This window comes from Alteromonas sp. ABV4_150, from assembly GCF_056311745.1.
The window spans coordinates 818,422-837,386 of record NZ_CM149971.1; the positions used below are offsets into that span (position 1 = coordinate 818,422).

Annotated in this window: 18 protein-coding genes; 7 read left to right on the forward strand and 11 right to left on the reverse strand. The window is 45.2% G+C overall.

The genetic code is table 11. The annotated features are described in order from the left end of the window. Nucleotides 1–16: 16 nt before the first annotated feature. Nucleotides 17–769 carry a response regulator transcription factor gene (locus ACYX4M_RS03530; protein ID WP_476081917.1) on the reverse strand — a complete coding sequence of 251 codons (753 nt, stop codon included), beginning with the start codon at nt 767–769 and terminating at the stop codon, nt 17–19. Between the two features lie 222 nt (nt 770–991). Here ACYX4M_RS03530 and ACYX4M_RS03535 point away from each other — a divergent pair, with 222 nt between their 5' ends. Then, nucleotides 992–1,807 (forward strand): spondin domain-containing protein, encoded by an 816-nt coding sequence (locus tag ACYX4M_RS03535; RefSeq protein ID WP_476081918.1) that lies wholly within the window; start codon nt 992–994, stop codon nt 1,805–1,807. Between the two features lie 12 nt (nt 1,808–1,819). Further along, nucleotides 1,820–2,677 carry a spondin domain-containing protein gene (locus ACYX4M_RS03540; RefSeq protein WP_476081919.1) on the forward strand — a complete coding sequence of 286 codons (858 nt, stop codon included), beginning with the start codon at nt 1,820–1,822 and terminating at the stop codon, nt 2,675–2,677. A gap of 275 nt (nt 2,678–2,952) precedes the next feature. On the opposite strand, the gene ACYX4M_RS03545 is transcribed toward ACYX4M_RS03540, so the two are convergent. The 7 genes from ACYX4M_RS03545 to rplM form a co-directional block, all read right to left on the reverse strand. Then, on the reverse strand, nt 2,953–3,426 hold the full coding sequence (locus ACYX4M_RS03545; protein ID WP_476081920.1) for a ClpXP protease specificity-enhancing factor: 474 nt from the start codon (nt 3,424–3,426) through the stop codon (nt 2,953–2,955). Then, nucleotides 3,423–4,055, reverse strand: a complete 633-nt coding sequence (gene sspA, locus ACYX4M_RS03550) for a stringent starvation protein SspA (protein ID WP_334058963.1) — start codon at nt 4,053–4,055, stop codon at nt 3,423–3,425. The genes ACYX4M_RS03545 and sspA overlap by 4 nt, the downstream gene beginning before the upstream one ends. Before the next feature lie 167 nt (nt 4,056–4,222). Next, on the reverse strand, nt 4,223–4,957 hold the full coding sequence (locus tag ACYX4M_RS03555; protein ID WP_014948333.1) for a cytochrome c1: 735 nt from the start codon (nt 4,955–4,957) through the stop codon (nt 4,223–4,225). Continuing rightward, nucleotides 4,954–6,219: a cytochrome b gene (locus ACYX4M_RS03560; protein ID WP_110288466.1), complete on the reverse strand. Its 1,266-nt coding sequence runs from the start codon at nt 6,217–6,219 to the stop codon at nt 4,954–4,956. The genes ACYX4M_RS03555 and ACYX4M_RS03560 overlap by 4 nt, the downstream gene beginning before the upstream one ends. A 5-nt stretch (nt 6,220–6,224) precedes the next feature. Continuing rightward, a complete protein-coding gene (petA, locus tag ACYX4M_RS03565; RefSeq protein ID WP_118490220.1) occupies nt 6,225–6,854 on the reverse strand; it encodes a ubiquinol-cytochrome c reductase iron-sulfur subunit in 630 nt (209 codons plus the stop codon). Between the two features lie 436 nt (nt 6,855–7,290). Next, nucleotides 7,291–7,683 (reverse strand): 30S ribosomal protein S9, encoded by a 393-nt coding sequence (rpsI, locus tag ACYX4M_RS03570; protein WP_334058970.1) that lies wholly within the window; start codon nt 7,681–7,683, stop codon nt 7,291–7,293. A 12-nt stretch (nt 7,684–7,695) separates the two neighbouring features. After that, a complete protein-coding gene (gene rplM / locus ACYX4M_RS03575; protein ID WP_012517329.1) occupies nt 7,696–8,124 on the reverse strand; it encodes a 50S ribosomal protein L13 in 429 nt (142 codons plus the stop codon). Between the two features lie 271 nt (nt 8,125–8,395). On the opposite strand from rplM, the gene ACYX4M_RS03580 reads away from it, so the two are divergent. From ACYX4M_RS03580 to ACYX4M_RS03590, 3 genes are all read left to right on the forward strand, one after another. After that, entirely contained in the window at nt 8,396–9,289 is an 894-nt protein-coding gene (locus ACYX4M_RS03580; protein ID WP_476081921.1) for a hypothetical protein, read from the forward strand. A gap of 84 nt (nt 9,290–9,373) precedes the next feature. Then, nucleotides 9,374–10,024 (forward strand): tetratricopeptide repeat protein, encoded by a 651-nt coding sequence (locus ACYX4M_RS03585; RefSeq protein WP_476081922.1) that lies wholly within the window; start codon nt 9,374–9,376, stop codon nt 10,022–10,024. A 232-nt stretch (nt 10,025–10,256) separates the two neighbouring features. Then, nucleotides 10,257–11,423: a hydroxymethylglutaryl-CoA reductase gene (locus tag ACYX4M_RS03590; RefSeq protein WP_476081923.1), complete on the forward strand. Its 1,167-nt coding sequence runs from the start codon at nt 10,257–10,259 to the stop codon at nt 11,421–11,423. 21 nt (nt 11,424–11,444) lie between these two features. Here the strand turns inward: ACYX4M_RS03590 and ACYX4M_RS03595 are convergent, their stop codons facing one another. Beyond that, a complete protein-coding gene (locus ACYX4M_RS03595) occupies nt 11,445–11,813 on the reverse strand; it encodes a YbaN family protein (protein WP_476081924.1) in 369 nt (122 codons plus the stop codon). 385 nt (nt 11,814–12,198) lie between these two features. On the opposite strand from ACYX4M_RS03595, the gene ACYX4M_RS03600 reads away from it, so the two are divergent. Then, nucleotides 12,199–14,355: a TonB-dependent siderophore receptor gene (locus ACYX4M_RS03600; protein WP_476081925.1), complete on the forward strand. Its 2,157-nt coding sequence runs from the start codon at nt 12,199–12,201 to the stop codon at nt 14,353–14,355. A 185-nt stretch (nt 14,356–14,540) separates the two neighbouring features. After that, nucleotides 14,541–15,749 carry a PepSY-associated TM helix domain-containing protein gene (locus ACYX4M_RS03605; protein ID WP_476081926.1) on the forward strand — a complete coding sequence of 403 codons (1,209 nt, stop codon included), beginning with the start codon at nt 14,541–14,543 and terminating at the stop codon, nt 15,747–15,749. 92 nt (nt 15,750–15,841) lie between these two features. Here ACYX4M_RS03605 and mazG read toward each other — a convergent pair whose 3' ends face one another. Together mazG and relA are read right to left on the reverse strand one after the other, a co-directional pair. Beyond that, nucleotides 15,842–16,792 (reverse strand): nucleoside triphosphate pyrophosphohydrolase, encoded by a 951-nt coding sequence (gene mazG / locus ACYX4M_RS03610; protein ID WP_476081927.1) that lies wholly within the window; start codon nt 16,790–16,792, stop codon nt 15,842–15,844. After that, complete coding sequence (gene relA / locus ACYX4M_RS03615; protein WP_476081928.1) at nt 16,770–18,953, reverse strand: GTP diphosphokinase; 2,184 nt, start codon at nt 18,951–18,953, stop codon at nt 16,770–16,772. The genes mazG and relA overlap by 23 nt, the downstream gene beginning before the upstream one ends. Between the last annotated feature and the right edge of the window lie 12 nt (nt 18,954–18,965).

An 18,965-nucleotide genomic window follows, 5' to 3' on the forward strand; every position in this document is an offset into this window, starting at 1 on the left:
TTTTAAACTATATCGTTCAGGCGCTTAACGCCTTGGCTGTATACCCATTAATATTCAGTTTGTATCCGACACCCCAAACGGTTTGTACTAGCTGGCCACCATTTTCAATACTGTTAACTTTATCAAGTTTAGTGCGCAGTCTGTTGATATGGGTGTTTACCGTGTGTTCATAGCCTTCATGGTTATACCCCCACACCTCACTAAGTAGCTGATTGCGAGAAAAGACCTGATTAGGGTGGCGACAGAAATAATTCAACAAGGTAAATTCTCGTGCCGTTAGTGCTAGCACTTGCCCGTTTATTGTCACGCTGTGATACCTTTGATCTACTTGAAGCGGGCCTATTTCAATGCGCTCGTCACCACTATCAACAACTCTCGAACTGCCTAAATTCGGCATACTTCTGCGCATGTGAGAGCGAATTCGCGCTGAAAACATCCGCTCATCGTAAGGTCCAGAAACATAATCATCTACCCCGGCTTCATAGTAGTTTGCTTCATCGACGCCTTCGTTTCCTTCACTTGGTGTGGTCACTTCGCTTTCAACAGCAACAACCCAACTTTCAGGGTTGCTATCAACTAAGCTCTTTATACGCTGTAAGCACGTAATGCATCGATGTGATTCGACAATAATGAGAGAATAGCGCTGCGCTTTTAGCAGTGATTCTGCTGATTGAAAGTTAGAGACTGCATCGTGTAGAAAGCTATGCTTACTTAAGCAATGCGATATATATTGTTGAAACTTATTTCCGCTGTAGATGATAAGGATCATATCTCGCTCCTATTTTGCCGATAAACAACAAGACCAGAGCGTTTAAGTTTTTATTTCACATAAACAACACTTTTCTATTGAAAAATTAGAACTGAAAATTTCTAACAAAATTGTTATTTATCGAGACAAATCTGTGTGCTTTTTGTGATATTTCCGTGATGAATTAAGAATTTTAGTGCCCTAAATTTTTATGCGAATTAAGTCATAAATAAGGACAACAAAATGAAATTCTCTAAACTTGCTAGCGCAACCCTACTGTCGCTCGCATCTATATCAGCAAGCCAAGCCGTTACTCTAGAGCTCGAAATTACTAATTTAACCCAAGCGCAAAGCTTTACCCCCCGCTTGGTTGTAGCACACGATGAAACCGTGGACGCTTTTGAAGTCGGCCAGCCAGCTTCATCGGCATTAGCCTGGCTTGCTGAAGCAGGTGTGATTGACGACGAACAAAATGCAGACTCTAGCGGCGCAAACTTTGAAGCGCTTTTAGGCCCTGTCGACACCGACAATGGATCAAACACATGGCATCGTTTTGGCGGCCTCGTAGCCCCGAAAGCTACGTTAAGCTACGAATTCGATACTATGGACAAGCCTTATCTTTCGCTACTTTCAATGCTAATACCTACTAACGATGCCTTTGTTGGTATGGACAGTATTGAAATTCCTACAGAGCCTGGCACCTATACGTATTATCTAAATGCGTACGATGCCGGCACTGAGTTAAACGATGAACTAAATAGTGCTCGTACTGACGTTGTTGAAGCTGGCACTGGAAATGCGCTGGGGGGATATGGCGTGCCTGGTGTTGCCGGTGGTGGAGCACCTACTCGTATCGTTGACTTAGGTACGGGTGGCACGGGTGTGGGTGCACAAATCGTTAATGGCGAAATTGAAGATGGTGAAGATGGTCCTGTACACATTCACCGCAATGCGCTTGGCGACACTGATAGCGTTGCTGGTGCCAGTGATCTGGACTCTACCGTACACCGTTGGTTAAACCCCGTTGCACGTGTTGTTATAACTGTTCCTGCATCTTAAGGAGCCATTACAATGACTAATCCAATAGTAAAACTCAGTACGTTATTAATGCTATCAGCTCTTTTAGCGGCGTGCGGCGACGATGGTGATACAGGCCCTCAAGGACCCGCTGGTCCTCAAGGTGAAGCTGGAGTCGACGGTCAAGATGGTGCCGATGGTGAAGACGGCCAAGACGGTTCGGACGGCCAAGACGGTATCAACGGTAATTCTGCAGTTTACACGGTTCAAATTACTAATTTGACCTATTCCCAACCCTTTGCACCTGCAGCTGTCATCTTGCATGAACCAGGCTTTTATTCTTTTGAAGAAGGCGCACCTGCCAGTATGGGCATTGAAATCATGGCTGAAGGCGGTGATCCGTCGATGGTAATCAGTGAAGCAACAGAATCTACTGACTTTTTAGATGCGCTAAGTTCAGAGGGAATACTGGGCCCACGCTCAATGGGTACAGAATTAACATTAGTCGTACCTGAGTTAGATGCGGACGACCTGCGCCTTACGGTTACGACCATGTTGGTTAACACCAACGATGCGTTTACTGGCTTAAATGCAGCTAACGTAAGTAACATGGCAGTGGGTGATGCTAAAACATTCATGACAATGACCTGGGACGCCGGTACAGAGGCCAACACAGAAACGGCAGCAACTATGCCTGGCCCCGCCGCAGGAGCAGCAGGTGGTGGTGGAGAAGCCGCAGGTTATGATGTAGTAAGGGACGACCTCGCAGATGCAGTAAGGCTTCATCAAGGTGTGGTAACTAGCGCAAACGCGAATGATCCAAGCCGTGAAGGTTTGTCAACGTCTGTACTAACCGAAGCCCATCGCTTTGATTTTCCGACAAGTCGTATTGTGATAACGCGAACTCGTTAAAAGATCTATAGCGAATCAGCGACTTTAGCGCCCTATTACCTATAAGTAATGGGGTGTTTTCGTATCTATCAGGACAAAAGTTTTGTAGTCAGAAACTTAATTACGAGAGGTAATAGATAAGCTTCGAATTGAGAAGTAACACATTAGATAGGGTGAATGTAAAAATAATAGCTGGCTTTGCTTTAGCGAATAGCTTTGCAAAACCAGACTACGTCAATACACTAAAAATTTTTAAATAGCGGCCATGCAAATGGCCCAGTTAGCTACTTAATTAGCTATTTAATAACCTTTAGGCTAGGCTTGCCCTTTTTAGGGGGAACAGGCGCATCTTGAACATCGCTAGAATCAGCGTCTTCCAGCGGCGTTGGTCCGCTCGGTTGAGACACATCTTCAGGTGTTTCAGTGCGCTCTTGCTGTGCGCTAGCAATATCTTCTTCAGTGGCAAATACCGTACCTGCACCGTTTTCCCTTGCGTAAATAGCCATTACCGCTTCACAAGGCATACTTAATCTTCTTGGTTGCCCAGAGAAGCGCGCTTGAAACGATAAGCCGTCTAAGTCGAGAGAGAAGTTAACACAAGCACTTGGCGACACGTTTAAAACGATTTGACCGTCTTTAACGAACTCCTGCGGCACTTCAACTAATTCATTAGTTGCATCAACCACAATGTACGGCGTTAAATCGTTATCAACAATCCACTCATAAAAAGCCCTAAGCAAATAGGGCTGGTTTGACGTCATAGATGTCATAGCGGATTGTGGATCTCACGCTCTTGGTCAGTCAAAGACGCTTTAAATGAGCTGCGCGAGAAAATGCGGTTCATATACGCGTTAATCTCTTTGCTGCCAGCGCCGTTTAACTCAATACCTAGCGCAGGAAGACGCCATAGTAGCGGAGCAAGATAGCAATCAACTAAGCTGAATTCTTCACTCATGAAGTAAGGCATTTCACCAAACACAGGCGATAAAGAAAGAAGCGCTTCACGCAGTTCATTGCGCGCTGCTTCAACATCACCTTCGCCACGGAAGATACGGGCAGCAAGCGAGTACCAGTCTTGCTCAATGCGGTGCATCATAAGGCGACTTTGACCACGTGATACAGGGTAAACCGGCATAAGTGGTGGATGAGGGAAACGCTCATCAAGGTATTCCATGATGATGTGCGACTTGTAAAGTACAAGCTCGCGATCAACTAGAGTTGGAACAGTACCGTAAGGGTTTAGCTCCAACAGATCTTCAGACAGGTTGCTAGGATCTGTGTAGCTGATTTCAACACCCACACCTTTTTCTGCCAACACAATACGCACCTGGTGGCTATAAATATCAATTGTGTCAGAGAACAACGTCATAATAGAACGTTTATTCGCGGCTACGGCCATTCAATTTCCTCCGTCGAGAAACAAGTTTACGCTTACAAACAGTAAGCTTATTACGTTAACTCGTGCTACCTGAACACTCTATACAAAAGGGTTTTCAGGTAGCACGAGTAAATACCAAAAAAGGGGGCGAGAAGCCCCCTTTTCATATTATACATAAATCTGTGCGATTAGTGCACTTCTCGCCAGTATTCTTTCTTCAGTAAGTAAACAAATACAAACAATACTGCGATAAAGATAAGTACCCACTTACCGATTTTGTGAGATTCAAGTTTTGAAGGCTCACCTGTGTATTCTAGGAAGTTCACGATATCGGCAACAGCTTGGTCGTACTCGTCAGGAGACATTGCGCCAGTACCATCTGACTTAATGCCTACATAACGCTTAACCATCTCTCCATCAACCATTTGCTCTTCATAAGTACGTGTTGGCGTACCTTGAAGTGGTTGAAGTACGTGTGGCATACCTACTTCTGGGAATACTGTGTTGTTCACACCAAATGGGCGGCTTTCGTCAACATAGAAAGAGCGCAGGTAAGTGTAAATCCAGTCTTCGCCACGAACACGAGCCACTAGCGTTAAGTCTGGTGGAGCAGCACCAAACCAGCCAGCAGCCGCCTCTTCAGGCATGGCACGAGTGATATAGTCAGACACTTTTTCACCCGTAAACTGCAGGTATTCTTGGCCTAGTTCATCAGGAATACCCAAGTCTTGGAATGAACGCTGATAGCGCTGGTACTTCATTGAGTGACAGCCTAAGCAGTAGTTCATGAACAACTGTGCACCGCGCTGTAAAGACGCCTTATCGGTTAAATCGATAGGCGCTTTATCAAGGTGTACGTTTCCGCCTGCCGCAAGCGCTACGCCAGGTAGGAAGAAGGCTAAAAAGCACATCATTTTTTTCATTTAGAAATCCTCTCTGGCACAGGTTTAGTGTTTTCGTTTTTGCTGTACAAGAACAATGCAATGAAGAAACCGAAGTACATTACTGTAGCAACTTGCGACGCAATGATTTTCCAGTTTTCTTGTGGCGTACCACCTAGGTAACCCAGGAAGATAAACACAATTGCAAACACAATAAGGTTTACTTTGTGCAGACCACAGCGATAGCGCCATGACTTAACGCGACCACGGTCTAACCAAGGCAGAGCGAATAGCGCAGCAATTGCACCGAACATAGCTAGTACACCGAACAACTTATCAGGTACCGCTTTCAAAATTGCATAGAACGGCGTGAAGTACCACACTGGGAAGATATGCTCAGGTGTTTTCAACGGGTTAGCAATTTCAAAGTTAGGGTGCTCTAGGAATTTACCGCCCATTTCAGGGGCAAAGAACAACACATAAGTAAATAGTGCTAAGAATATGCAGAATGCCACAAGGTCTTTAAGTACGATGTGTGGGAAGAACGGCAATACGTCATCAGCAATGTCGTACTTGCTTGTATAGTATTCATGAATTTCATATTTAGTCTTTTCAGACTCAGGTAGTGAACCTTTCTTGTGCTTGATAGCAATACCATCAGGGTTGTTAGAACCCACTTCGTGAAGTGCAATAATGTGAAGGAACACAAGAATAACGATAACCAAAGGCAACGCAATAACGTGTAATGCGAAGAAGCGGTTTAGTGTTGCGCCAGAGATAACGTAGTCACCCTGTAGCCAGATTACCAGATCAGGACCAACAACAGGGATAGCACCAAATAGCGATACGATTACCTGTGCACCCCAGTAAGACATCTGTCCCCAAGGTAGTACATAACCCATGAAAGCTTCTGCCATAAGTGCTAGGTAAATAAACATACCAAACACCCATAAAAGCTCACGAGGCTTCTGATAAGAACCGTAAATCATGCCACGGAACATGTGTAGATATACCACAATAAAGAACGCCGATGCGCCAGTACTGTGCATGTAACGGATAATCCAACCGTAGTCGATCTCTCGCATGATGTATTCAACAGAGGCAAACGCGCCTTCTGAAGATGGAACGAAGTTCATGGTCAACCAAATTCCAGTAACAATTTGGTTTACCAAAACAATAGTAGCTAGAAAACCGAACACGTACCAAAAGTTCATGTTCTTTGGAGCAGGATATTGAAGGGCGTGCATATTCGCAACGCGCATCATTGGGATGCGTTCTTCAATCCAACCTAGGAAAGCGTTCATAATAATTAAGCCTCCGCTTCTGAACCGATGATGATGTTATTGTCATCAACGAATTGATATGGCGGTACAACCAAGTTCAGTGGTGCAGGTACATTTTGGAATACACGTCCAGCCATGTCGAATTTTGAACCGTGGCAAGGGCAGAAGAAACCGTCTGGTACACCTTCAACCACTTCTTCGAAAGCGCCGTCTTTAAGGTGCTGTGGAGAGCAACCTAAGTGCGTACAAATACCCACTAGAATTAGGTATTCTTCTTTCATCGAACGGAAACGGTTTTGAGCAAAAGTAGGTTGCTGCTCAGCTTCAGAGTTAGGATCTTTCAGCTTATCTTCGTGTGTGCCAAGTTCTTCAAGAATCTCTGGCGTACGACGTACAATCCATACAGGCTTGCTTCGCCACATTACACGTACTAATTGTCCAGGCTCAATCCCGCTGATATCTACTTCAACGTCAGCACCGGCGGCTTTCGCTTTGGCGCTTGGATTCCAGGACGCAATAAAAGGCACAGCAGCACCAACGACACCTACACCACCAACTACCGACGTGGCAACGGTCAAGAACCGACGACGAGTGTTGTTTTCTGGCTGGTTTTCATTGTGTGCAGACTCTGTTGCATCTACAGATACATTGCTCATCCACATTTCTCCAGGTTTGGATAATTATGATGTGTAACCCAAGCTTATACTGGTTTTATCACGCTTGCGTCATACATCATATGGCTTGTCATGACAGCAACGTAACAGCAAAAATTTACTGGTTTACGAGGTCACGAAAGTTTTCAAAATTTTCGACCGCAAATGATAAAAGAAAAGCCCTTATAAACACAAGGTTTTACTGATATTTAAGCGATAATTTAATTCAATTAGTGTGTTTAGGTTTAGTGAGAGAAAAGCCTAAAATCAAGGTTTTGAAGAATATTTGGTTAGAGAACGCCAGCAAATTAAACCTTTGTTATGAAATATAGGTGCTGGTGAGATGTACATTACACAGAAAATCGACCGTTTCTCATAAAAGCCAGACAATAAAAAACCCGGCATATGCCGGGTTTTTGCAATACAAAAAACGTAAAAATTAACGCTTTGAGAATTGTGGACGCTTACGCGCTTTGTGTAGACCAACTTTCTTACGTTCAACGCGACGTGCGTCACGAGTAACAAAGCCAGCTTTACGAAGTGCTGGGCGTAGTGCTTCATCGTAGTCCATAAGGGCACGAGTAAGACCGTGACGGATTGCACCCGCTTGACCGTTAGAACCACCACCTTTAACAGTGATGTATACGTCAAACTTTTCAGTCATTTCAACAAGTTCAAGTGGCTGACGAACAACCATGCACTCTGTTTCACGACCAAAGTACTCGTCAAGAGCGCGTTGGTTTACTTTAATGCTACCTGTGCCTGGACGTAGGAACACACGAGCAGTAGAACTTTTGCGGCGGCCTGTGCCGTAGTATTGAGTATCTGCCATGTTAATAGCTCCTTAAATGTCCAAAACTTGTGGTTGCTGTGCTGCGTGAGAGTGTTCTGCACCAGCGTAAACTTTCATTTTACGGAACATTGCGCGACCTAGAGGGCCTTTTGGCAACATGCCTTTAACTGCTTTTTCAAGAACCATTTCTGGCTTGTGAGCAATTAGTTTTTCAAAGTTTGTCTCTTTAAGACCACCTGGGTAACCAGAGTGCGCATAGTACATTTTGTCTTGCGCTTTACGGCCTGTAACCGCAACTTTTTCAGCATTGATTACGATGATGTAATCACCAGTGTCCACGTGAGGTGTGTACTCTGGCTTATGCTTACCACGAAGGCGTAGTGCGATTTCAGAAGCCAAACGGCCTAGAGTTTTGTCTGTGGCGTCTACCACATACCAGTCACGTTGTACCGTTTCTGGCTTAGCAACAAAAGTTTTCATTTTCAAATTCACCCGAATAATATCGTCGTTACTGATTTCTGAACACCAGAAATCACCTTAAAATCAACACAATGACCCCTTCGAGCCGGCTGATTCTTCCACCTTCCCAAAGGTGGGCGTAACTGGGCAGGGCGCGAATTATACAGGAATTCATTAAAATGCGAACCCCTAACAACAAAAAATATGGATAAAATTTCATCATGAACCGATGACACAGAACCGAGTTTAATGTAATGTCAAAGTGTTGCATTCAATATTCCTTATAAATCTAATGAAAAACACACGATTCATAGCCTTTTTCGTAATGCTGCACTCACTGATCATGGTCAGTGTGAGTGCTGATGAATTGGTGTATGCACGCGCCTTTGCTGATGGTAATTATGGAAGTTATCACGTAGCTGTACTCAATGCTGCGCTAAAGGCAACGCAAGAATTCGGTGAAACTGTTTTAGTCCCCCATCCACACCCAATGAGCCAAAGTCGCCAGCAAGTATCTGTTTTAAAAGGCGACGCAGACATAATGTGGAGTGTTACCAATAATGACAGAGAGCAACGTCTGTTACCGATAAAGTTACCGCTATTAAAAGGTTACTCGGGCTATCGCGTATTAGTGATCAATCCCTCTGAACAAGATAAATTCATCCATCAGGCAACTGAAGTATTAAAGAAAGTAACCATGGTTCAAGGAACAGACTGGCCAGATTTAGATGTGCTTAAAGCGAATGGTTATAACGTAAGTGGTGAGGATTGGAGCCTTTGGTTTCATTCAATGTATTCAATGGTCGATAAAGGATTGGTTGACGCTTTCCCACGAAATATTATCGAAGCACATCGTGATCTCGCTCGACATACAGACAAGGCTATTACTTTAGAGAAGCATCATCTTCTGTTATACCCCAATTACGAATATTTCTTCGTAAAACCTAGCAATGTTGATTTAGCTGACCGAATCCGCGTTGGCCTCATCAGGTTACTTAAATCCGGTGAACTGGAAACTATTTTCAACCAGTTTGATACACACCACAAAGCACAACTCATAGCTGATGGCCAAACGCGCAAGCGTCACAAGTTGACGAATCCATCGTTAAATTACACCCTACCCTATGCAAGATGGGATAAACAAACCAAACTTGCTATCAATGCGTTAAAGCAAGCGCGGTATTAACCGCAAATTTTCCAATTCGCAGCAAACACTTCCGAAGGGTCACTGCGCTTTTTACTAAATCAAACTCATTCGTTTGGAATTCTCATGATATTAAAAAAACAACTTTCTTCTTTTCTCATTGCTGGTATCACAGCTGCGTCTTTCGTTCCCTCTGTATCAGCCTCATCACAGGAATTACTTAAGCTTCAACAACAGTGGGCAGCTGTGAATTATCAACTCGAAGGAGACGCGCAACTTAGCGCTTTTTCAGAACTTATTAAGCAAGCTGAAGCGCTCGTAGAACAATCAGAAAATAGCGCTGAAGCATTAACCTGGCTAGCTATCTCTCAATCAAGCACTGCAAGTGCGAAAGGCGGTTTAGGTGCCCTGGACTTTGCTGAAAGTGCGAAGGAAAACTTAGAACGTGCCATTGAAAAAGAGGAAGCGGTGCTAGACGGCACGGCGTTAACGGTTCTAGCTGCCCTTTATCACAAAGTGCCGGGCTGGCCTGTCAGCTTCGGTAGTGACAAAAAAGCTGAAAAATTGTTTAAGCGCGCTCTTGAAGTTAGTCCACATGGTATGGACCAGAACTTCTTTTATGCCGAGTATCTTTTTGACGAAGGTGAATATGAAAAGGCCCAGACTTTTTTAAGTCGTGCCAAAAACGCGCCTGAAAAAGCTAATCGCCCATTAGCAGATAAAAAGCGTAGAGAAGAAATCGCTGCCCTTCAAGCAAGATTAGATACCAAAGCTTAGGATACAAAGCAGCTTGATAAGAAAAGGTGGATGTTGCCATTAACTTTCCACCTTATTAAATCATGTCTTCAAGACAAATAACCGCGCTGCTCACTCCCCTCTTCGTGTAACGATACGGCGTTATAATGTATGGGTCATTCTTTATAGGCTGCATTTATCTGTATGTATAAATTGTAAACAGTGTTCATCTGATACCAGCACTCCTATTATGAAAGAAAAAAGGAGTGGCCCAATGCCTAAAATCCCACGTTCCTCAGACAACGACTATACCGATGACATGAGCCGAACACGCCGCGAATTTATTGCGCGCGAAACCGGCACCCAGCTAAACCACTTAGGACACTATTCCATACCGCCCGAAACCTTGTCGGGAAACATAGAAAACTTCGCAGGCGTTGCACAGGTTCCTATTGGCTTTGCAGGCCCGATGCTAGTGAACGGAGAACACGCCAAAGGCGAGTTCTACGTCCCAATGGCCACAACAGAGGGTACGCTAACAGCCAGCTACAGCAGAGGCATGCGTCTGACAAGAGAAGCAGGCGGTATAACGACCACCGTTATTGACGACGCTATGCAGCGAGCGCCCATGTTTGCGTTTTCCGATGCACGTGAAGCACTCGCATTTGGCAGGTGGGTCGAGCAAAATTTTGAAGCCATTAAACAAGCCTGTGATAGTACCACCAGCGTGGGCAAGCTCAGGGATATTGAGCAGTATGCTGCCTCTAAGCTTCGTTGGCTTAGGTTCAACTTCACCTGCGGTGATGCAGCTGGGCAAAACATGGTAAGTAAAGCCACGAAGGCAGGCTGCGAGTGGATACAGGCAAACTATTCGGGCCCTATCGAGCACTTTGTACTGGCCGCCAACCTTGATACCGATAAAAAGCACTCGCACTTAAACTCGCTGCATACCCGCGGAAAGCGCGTTGTAGCAGAAATCACCCTGCCAAAACAACTTATGACGGACATTATGCATTGCCCGCCAGAAGCATTATTTAAACAGCGCCAATATTCGAATATGGGCGCACTAATGGCAGGTAGTGTAAATAACGGCGCCCACTTCGCTAACGGTATTACCGCCATGTTCATCGCTTGCGGGCAAGATGTCGCTAATGTGGCTGAGTCGTCGGCGGGGTTTACCTACGCTGAAATCACGCCAAATGGTGACTATTACTTCTCTGTTACTATTCCATCGCTCATCGTTGCTACCTATGGAGGTGGAACGGGTCTGGCTACACAAAACGAATGTTTGAGAGTACTTGGCTGCACAGAAAGAGGTAGCGTTAACAAGTTTGCGGAAATTGTTGCCGCGACTGTGCTATGTGGCGATCTGTCTTTAGGTTCTGCTGTGGTAGCGGATGAATGGGTAAGCAGTCACGAGCGACTGGGTAGGAACCGTTAAAGGCGCTAAACAGCAGGGGCACTATACAGCAGGGATACTGGGGCGCGTAACAACAAAGTACGCGCCTATTCCCATAAATAGACCTATGCCTATGTAAGCTGGAATAGGCATTGATGCGAACAGACAAACCAGAATAAAGCTCACCAACATACTGCAGCACGCTATGCATTTCACTTTTTTCGAAATTGCACCATGTTTTCGCCACGCAACAAGACTGGGGCCATATTTAGGGTGTTGAAGTAACCAGCTTTCAAGGCGCGGTGAAGATTGAGTAAAACAAAAAAGCGCACCTATCAAAAAAACAGTTGTTGGCATTACAGGTAAAAACGCGCCTATAATGCCAAGAAGCGTTAAAAACAGCCCCAGTGTAGAATACAGTATTTTTTTCATAAAACGGTTACGCCCAATTCAGTCCGACTCCTTGGTAAGTGTCATGACTTAACACCAGCGACACACCCTTCCAATATGCCAATTTTATACTCAGATATTAGATAAAGTGGATCTACATTGCTTTGTCGTAAATCAAACCTACCCTATAACCATACGCCAAAATAATGAAGTTTCCATCTACATTGGTCTAATTTACTTTGATGCGAATTGACATCTATCCATCTACGTTGCTGCACACCATAACTCTCGCTTACTGATATTGATTACAACACGACAAATGGCATACAACTATAGATAAACGATAATAAAAACTGTTATCATTTATACTAAAGTATTGGCTTTTCATCACGCTCCTCTTATCACACAACACTTGGATTTTTTTGCAATGAAATATTTAGCCGCGTTAATAGCTGCTTCGTTGACCTCCCCTGCTTTATCACAAGACATTGAAACCTCTTCGGATACACGTGAAATATCACCCGCGAAATCCGACCAAGTAGAGCGTGTGGTAGTGACTAGTAGAGCGATCAATCTATATCGCAATGGTAACTCATCTACAGGTAAGTTGAGTGTTGACCCACTTAATTCGACCCAACAAATCACTACAATCAACGAAAGCTTGATACGCGATCAGGGTGCGCGCAATGCAAAAGATATTTATCGTAACATTGCTGGTGTTAGCCAATTTAGCTATGCCGGTGTAACCGCCAGGGGTTTCAGACAAGAGGAAATCTTCTTCGATGGCTTACGCGGAGACCCTTATGTAGGTTTTAACGTACCTCAACTATTTAATATCGAGCGCGTAGACTTTTTAAAGGGCCCTGCCGGAATGCTCTATGGGCCGGGAGCGCCAGGTGGCTTGTTCAACTACGTCACAAAAAAACCTACGTCAGAATTCGACGCCAACGCTAGAATAATTGCTGGTTCGCATGCTCGCTTTGGAGGCTCAGCAGAAATAAATGGGGCAATTAATGACGACCAAAACGCCCGTGCAGGTGTTTTTTATGAGCAGCAAGATACTTATCGAGACAACAGCGACAGTAAAGTATTTATCTTCGATTCTGGCTATACATACGACCTTCAAGGCCAACTACTAACGCTTCAGTACACTCATTACTCACAGGATTTGGGCGCTAATCGACTGCGCGGAGTGCCCGTCGACGACAGCGGTAACTTTCTCACAAATCCAGACTGGAATCACAATGAAGCCAGTGACTTCCTAAATTTGCGCTCTGACTCTGTTCAGCTCTCTCTAGAAGGACAGCTTAACGATGCAGTAAGCTACAATACACGTTTGCGCTACATAGATAATGAACAAGAGCAGAACTACCATGAGCCACGTGCTCTTATTGATAGCGATGGGGATGGGAACATAGACCTTGTCGGCCGTGAATTTAGGGATCAGTTACGCGAACAAGAACAACTTAGCTTTGGCGCCAACTTTGTATATTCAGGTGAGTGGTTGGGTGCAGACCATAGAACGGCGTTCGGCATTGACCTTTATAAAGGAAAAGAGGACGCGCTTTTAGGTGCTGCGGCTTTTCAGCAGGATTTCGTTCTTCGTTATCTAAGCGGGACTTCACTTGAATCAGATATCATTCCACTAACGCTTACTAACCCTAACTACGGTATAACGCAGTCTGAAAACTACAATGTACAATTCAGACCATTGAGCACAACCGAGCAAACGCGAAACGGTGCCTATGTACTGAATGAACTCGCTTGGGAGCAGTTTACCTTTGTTGCTGGTTTGCGCTACGACCAGTTTGAAGATGAAACGTCTAGTGCCATTTTCGACGATTCAAACGTAAGCTTCAGGGTTGGTGGTATTTATAAAATTAGCGCTAATATTTCACTTTATGGTCAATGGGCAGATTCATACGAACCACAGTCGGTAAGTAATCAGCAAGTTCAGGCGGGTGGACCGTTTGAACCAACTACCGGAGATATTATTGAAGGTGGTGTGAATGCAGAGCTGTTCGATGAAACCACCTTACTGCGATTGGCCGTGTATCAAATCACTAGGCAAAACCTCCTTCAGTCTACCGGCGAAGACCCTGAAGGCGACGGCATTGATAATGTCGCGCCCGTGGGTGAGGTGACCAGTGACGGATTCGAAGTTGAGGTTATCACTGACATAACGCCAAATTGGATCTTGAGCGTAGCTTATGGCTACAACGACGCAAGAATCACCGCAGATAATGGCGGTGGCGGTATTAGCAATAGTGTCGGCGACCGCTTCGCCAATGCGCCTCAGAATCAATTTGGTTTCTGGACGCGTTACCAAATACCTGAGTGGGATCTTGCCTTTGCCTTTGGTGGAAACTATGTTGACGACCAACTGAGCCTGTCTGGTCAGAATGTGAAGTCATATTTCATTGCCGATGCGTCGATAACTTGGGAAGTAGACAACTACAGCGTACTATTTAGAATAGATAACCTATTTGATAAAGAGTATGCCGAATCAGGCTTTATTGAGCGCACAGGTCACTTCCCCGGAAACCCAAGAAACGGTTTTGTAGAATTCACCTACAAGTGGTAGCCACTGCGTTTCTTAAAATTCGGGATTGGCTATGCGCATGAATTCTGCTTAGAGTTCTGTTTATAAGTAGCGCTTTTGAGTTAAATTCTTGCGCTTAGCCCTTCTTTCTTTCAATTATACGCCGTACTTTTTACAATGTTCCCTGCACCATGCAGGGCTTGTCTTTTACCTTACACAAGTATTTCATGACTAACGATAAAACCGCGCAAAGAAAGTACCTAAAGAAGTTATACAACTTGCACGCGTGGGTAGGTTTTCAGCTCTCACTTGTGCTTTTTATTATTGTTGCAACGGGCACTATTGCTACGGTATCCAATGAAATTGATTGGCTTGTGTTTGAGGAAATGCGCACGTTTAATACGCCTCCTAGCAATCTAGACAGCGCCGATGATGAAATTGTTAAGTGGAACAGAATCTATGAGGCTACGCTTAACTATGCAGAACAAGCTAAGATAAAATCCATCTTGACCATGGGTCATGATAATTTCACCTACCGTGTCAGAGCAGAATTCCCCGATGGTCATGACCGCTTTATTCACGTGGATCAGTACACCTATGAAGTGATAGGCGATATTCCTATTTTAACGATTCAGCGGTTCTTTCGAGACTTTCATCGCTATCTGTTTATGCCTAATTATCTTGGCTTACCAACGGTTACCTTTTTCGCATTCATTCTTGCTATCTCGCTGTATACGGGCCTAAAAACAACCCGAAACTGGAAAACCGCCATTACGCGTCTTCGCCTAAACCAAGGCCCAAGGATACTACTGAGCGACCTTCATAAACTGCTTGGACTGTGGAGCCTATGGTTTTTCGTTGTCATAGTCATAACCAGTTGGTGGTATTTATTTGAATTCGGCGCCGCAGTTGCAGGTAATCGATTTGAGCCTCGCCCACCTAAGGCCACCGTCATTTCAAATTATGAGCAAGTTAACCCTGTATCAACCACGCAGTTTTCCAGTGCGTTTCAGAAGGCATCGCAAGCCATTGAGGACTGGCATATCACCGGTGTACTATTTCCTACCTCAGACACAGCAGCACTGCGATTCACAGGTATAGGCAATAACCCTTTGCTACGTGAGCGCGCGCATAAAGTAGATATTGATATAACCAATCAGCGTATTGTTGGCGTACAAGAGCCCAAAATTATGGCCTGGACTAACTACCTCAATGAATACGCAGACCCGCTGCACTTTGGATACTTCGGTGGGCTTTTGACTAAGTTAATTTGGTTTGTATTTGGTGTTGGTTTAACAACGCTTTCTGCAACGGGGGTGATGATGACATGGAAGCGTACGAAATCATCTGCTCTAACCAAAACACAAAAGCGAACGCTGCCCATCTTACTTCTGGCACTAGTCTATTTTGTCTTTTGGCTGCAGCGGTATTTGTAATTCATTCTAACTGAAGACTCACATACATCTGCACCAGCGCGGCATTCACGTTATCAGTCTAAGCAGCGCTTTTAGTATGCTGCGACGTACAATTACTTAGTGTTAGACGACTGCTTAACCTGCTGCCACAGCGCTTCCATTTCATCAAGCGTCAATGCGTCGAGCTTGTCGCCCTGTTCAGCCGCTAAGCGCTCTACGCCTTTAAAACGGTTAGCAAACTTGTTACTGGCGTTTCTAAGTGCGGTATCAGCATCTACCTTGCAATGTCTTGCCAAGTTAACCATGGCAAAAAGTGCATCACCAATTTCTTCTTCAATTGCTTGTTGGTTGTCGGGCACGCCACTGTTTAAAGGTGCAACACCAGTATTCAGTGCCCCTTGTGCTCGCTGTTTGAAATCCAGCTCTTGCTGAATCTCTTCCACTTCCTCACGCACTTTATCTATGACAGGTGCGGCATCAGGCCAATCAAATCCTACCTTTGCACAGGCTTTCTGCAGCTTTTGCGCGTACATAAGTGCTGGCATACCTTTAGGCACATTATCTAGAATACTGTTTTCTATTGCTTCGTTGTCTTGCTTTAAACGCTGCTTTTTAAGCTGCTTTTCTTGGGCTTTGATAGCATCCCACTGCGCGTTTAAAGCACTGTCACTCAATAGGGTACGTTCGACCGTGACTTTTTCATTTGTGTCACCAACACCCTCAGATGCAAGCGCGTTCGCAAACACATGAGGGTGGCGACGCACGAGCTTATCACTAATGCTTTTCGCCACATCGTCAAAAGAAAATGCACGCGATTCACTGGCTATCTGTGCGTAAAACACCACTTGAAATAGCAAATCACCCAACTCATCTTTAATGTCGTGCATATCACCAGTGGCAATAGCGTCGGCCACTTCGTAGGCTTCTTCTATGGTGTAGCGAGTTAGGCTTTCCATGGTTTGTTTTACATCCCACGGGCACCCAGATTGCGGGTCGCGCAGCTGCACCATAATTTTAAGCAGCCGCTGCATTTCGCTAAGCTTAGCTTTGTTTGCGTTTTGCATCGGTCACGCCTTTAAGCTGTCGCAATCGGGTTAACACTTTAGACACCGTATCGAGGTCCTGAACCTCTATCGAAATAGTGATAAGCGCCGTCTGTCTATTTTTATCACTTAGGCTGTTCACGCCTAGAAGAGGCACGTTTTCATTCGCCAATACCGTAGTAATATCGCGCAACAGGCCAGTTCTATCGTGACAAAATATATCAATACCCGTCTCAAAACCTACTTTAAGCTCTTGTGACCAATTCACTTCTATCTGACGCTCAGGGTGCTGTGACAACAAGTGTTGCAGCTGGTCGCAGCTTTCTTTATGAACGCTTACGCCACGGCCTTGTGTGATATAGCCTAAAATAGCTTCGCCGGGAACCGGCTTACAGCAGTTCGCCAGCTGGCTCATTAAGTGCCCCACGCCCTGCACCACCACTGCATCTTTTTTGCCCGTCCCGGCCGCAGTTTTGCGCGTTTTAACCTTAGGACTAATTTCGGGTTCTGGGGCTGGTGGCTCCTGCAAATGATGAATAAAATTAATCACCTGCATTACGCGCACATCACCGGCACCTACCGCAGTGTACAAGTCATCGAGGGTTTGTAAGTTAAACTTCTCAAATGCTTCATTAGGTACTTTGGCAGGTAAGTGGGCACGCTGAAGTTCGCGTTCTAGCAGCTCTTTACCGGCAGCAAGGTTTTTGTCTCTGTCCTGCTTTTTAAAGAAGGAATGGATAGTGGCACGCGCCCGTGATGAATGCACATAGCCAAGACCTGGGTGCATCCAGTCGCGGCTAGGGTTTGGCTCTTTTCCGGTAAGTACTTCTATCTGGTCGCCACTTTGCAGTAAATAAGTGAAAGGGACTATTCGCCCATTCACTTTTGCGCCAATACAGCGATGTCCCACATTACTGTGAATATAGTAAGCAAAATCAAGCGGCGTAGCGCCTTGGGGAAGGTCAATAACATCGCCTTTTGGTGTGAACACATACACCCTATCGTCAAACACCTGGCTGCGAAGTTCTTCAACCAAATCGCCAGACTCGGCCACTTCCTCTTGCCACGCTAATATGCGACGAAGCCAGTTTATACGCTCGTCATAGCCTGACTGCTTGCCCGTACTGCCCTCTTTATATTTCCAGTGAGCAGCCACACCCAGCTCTGCATCCTGATGCATTTTCTGCGTGCGAATTTGAATCTCTACCGACTTCCCTTCAGGCCCCACGATAACCGTGTGAATAGACTGGTAACCGTTAGGTTTTGGGGTTGCAATGTAGTCGTCGAACTCGTTAGGTAAGTGCTTATAGCTGGCGTGAACCGTACCAAGCGCGGCGTAACAGTCTTGAAGTCGCTCGGCAATAATACGCACCGCACGAATATCAAAAAGCTGCTCAAACGTAAGGCGCTTTTTCTGCATTTTTTTCCAAATGCTGAATATGTGCTTGGGGCGGCCGTAAACTTCAGCGCGGATCTCTTCGCCATCAAGCAAGCCTTGCAAGTCGCCTACAATAGTTTCTATGTATTCAGCGCGCTCTCTACGCTTACCGTCTAACTGCTTGGCAATTTGTTTGTAAGTAACAGGGTGTAAGTAACGAAACGCGAGATCTTCAAGTTCCCACTTTAATTGGCCAATGCCCAAGCGGTTTGCCAATGGCGCATAGATACTGGCGCACTCGCGAGCCACCATAACGCGGGTTTCTTCATCAGCTTTTTTAACCTGTTGCAGTGCACAAATACGCTCAGCCATCTTAATAACAACGGCGCGTACGTCTTCTACCATCGCAAGCAGCATACGACGAATGCTGTCTATATGCTGCTCATCCGACTTTTCTGCAAAGCCAGCGCCGTTCACTTTTCGGGCATGTAACGATTTAATGGCATCCATTCGGCGCACGCCAACAATCAAGTCGCGTATTTCCCCGCCAAACTCTTCATAAATATCATCTTCACTTAAGGCGTGCTGCTCGCAATAAGGGAAAACCAGAGCAGCCTGAAGCGTTGCGTCATCCATATTTAGCTGACACAAAATCTCAACCATTTCTTGACCAACCAATAGCCTCTCTGGAATGGAAGATACAGCACTGAGCTTATCTTTTGTTTCTGCACTCAATTCAAGGCTGTCTAGCCAGGCTTCAAAGGGAGGACGGTCTGCTTCGTGGACCTTTCTTGTTGATACCATATCCTTTACTCG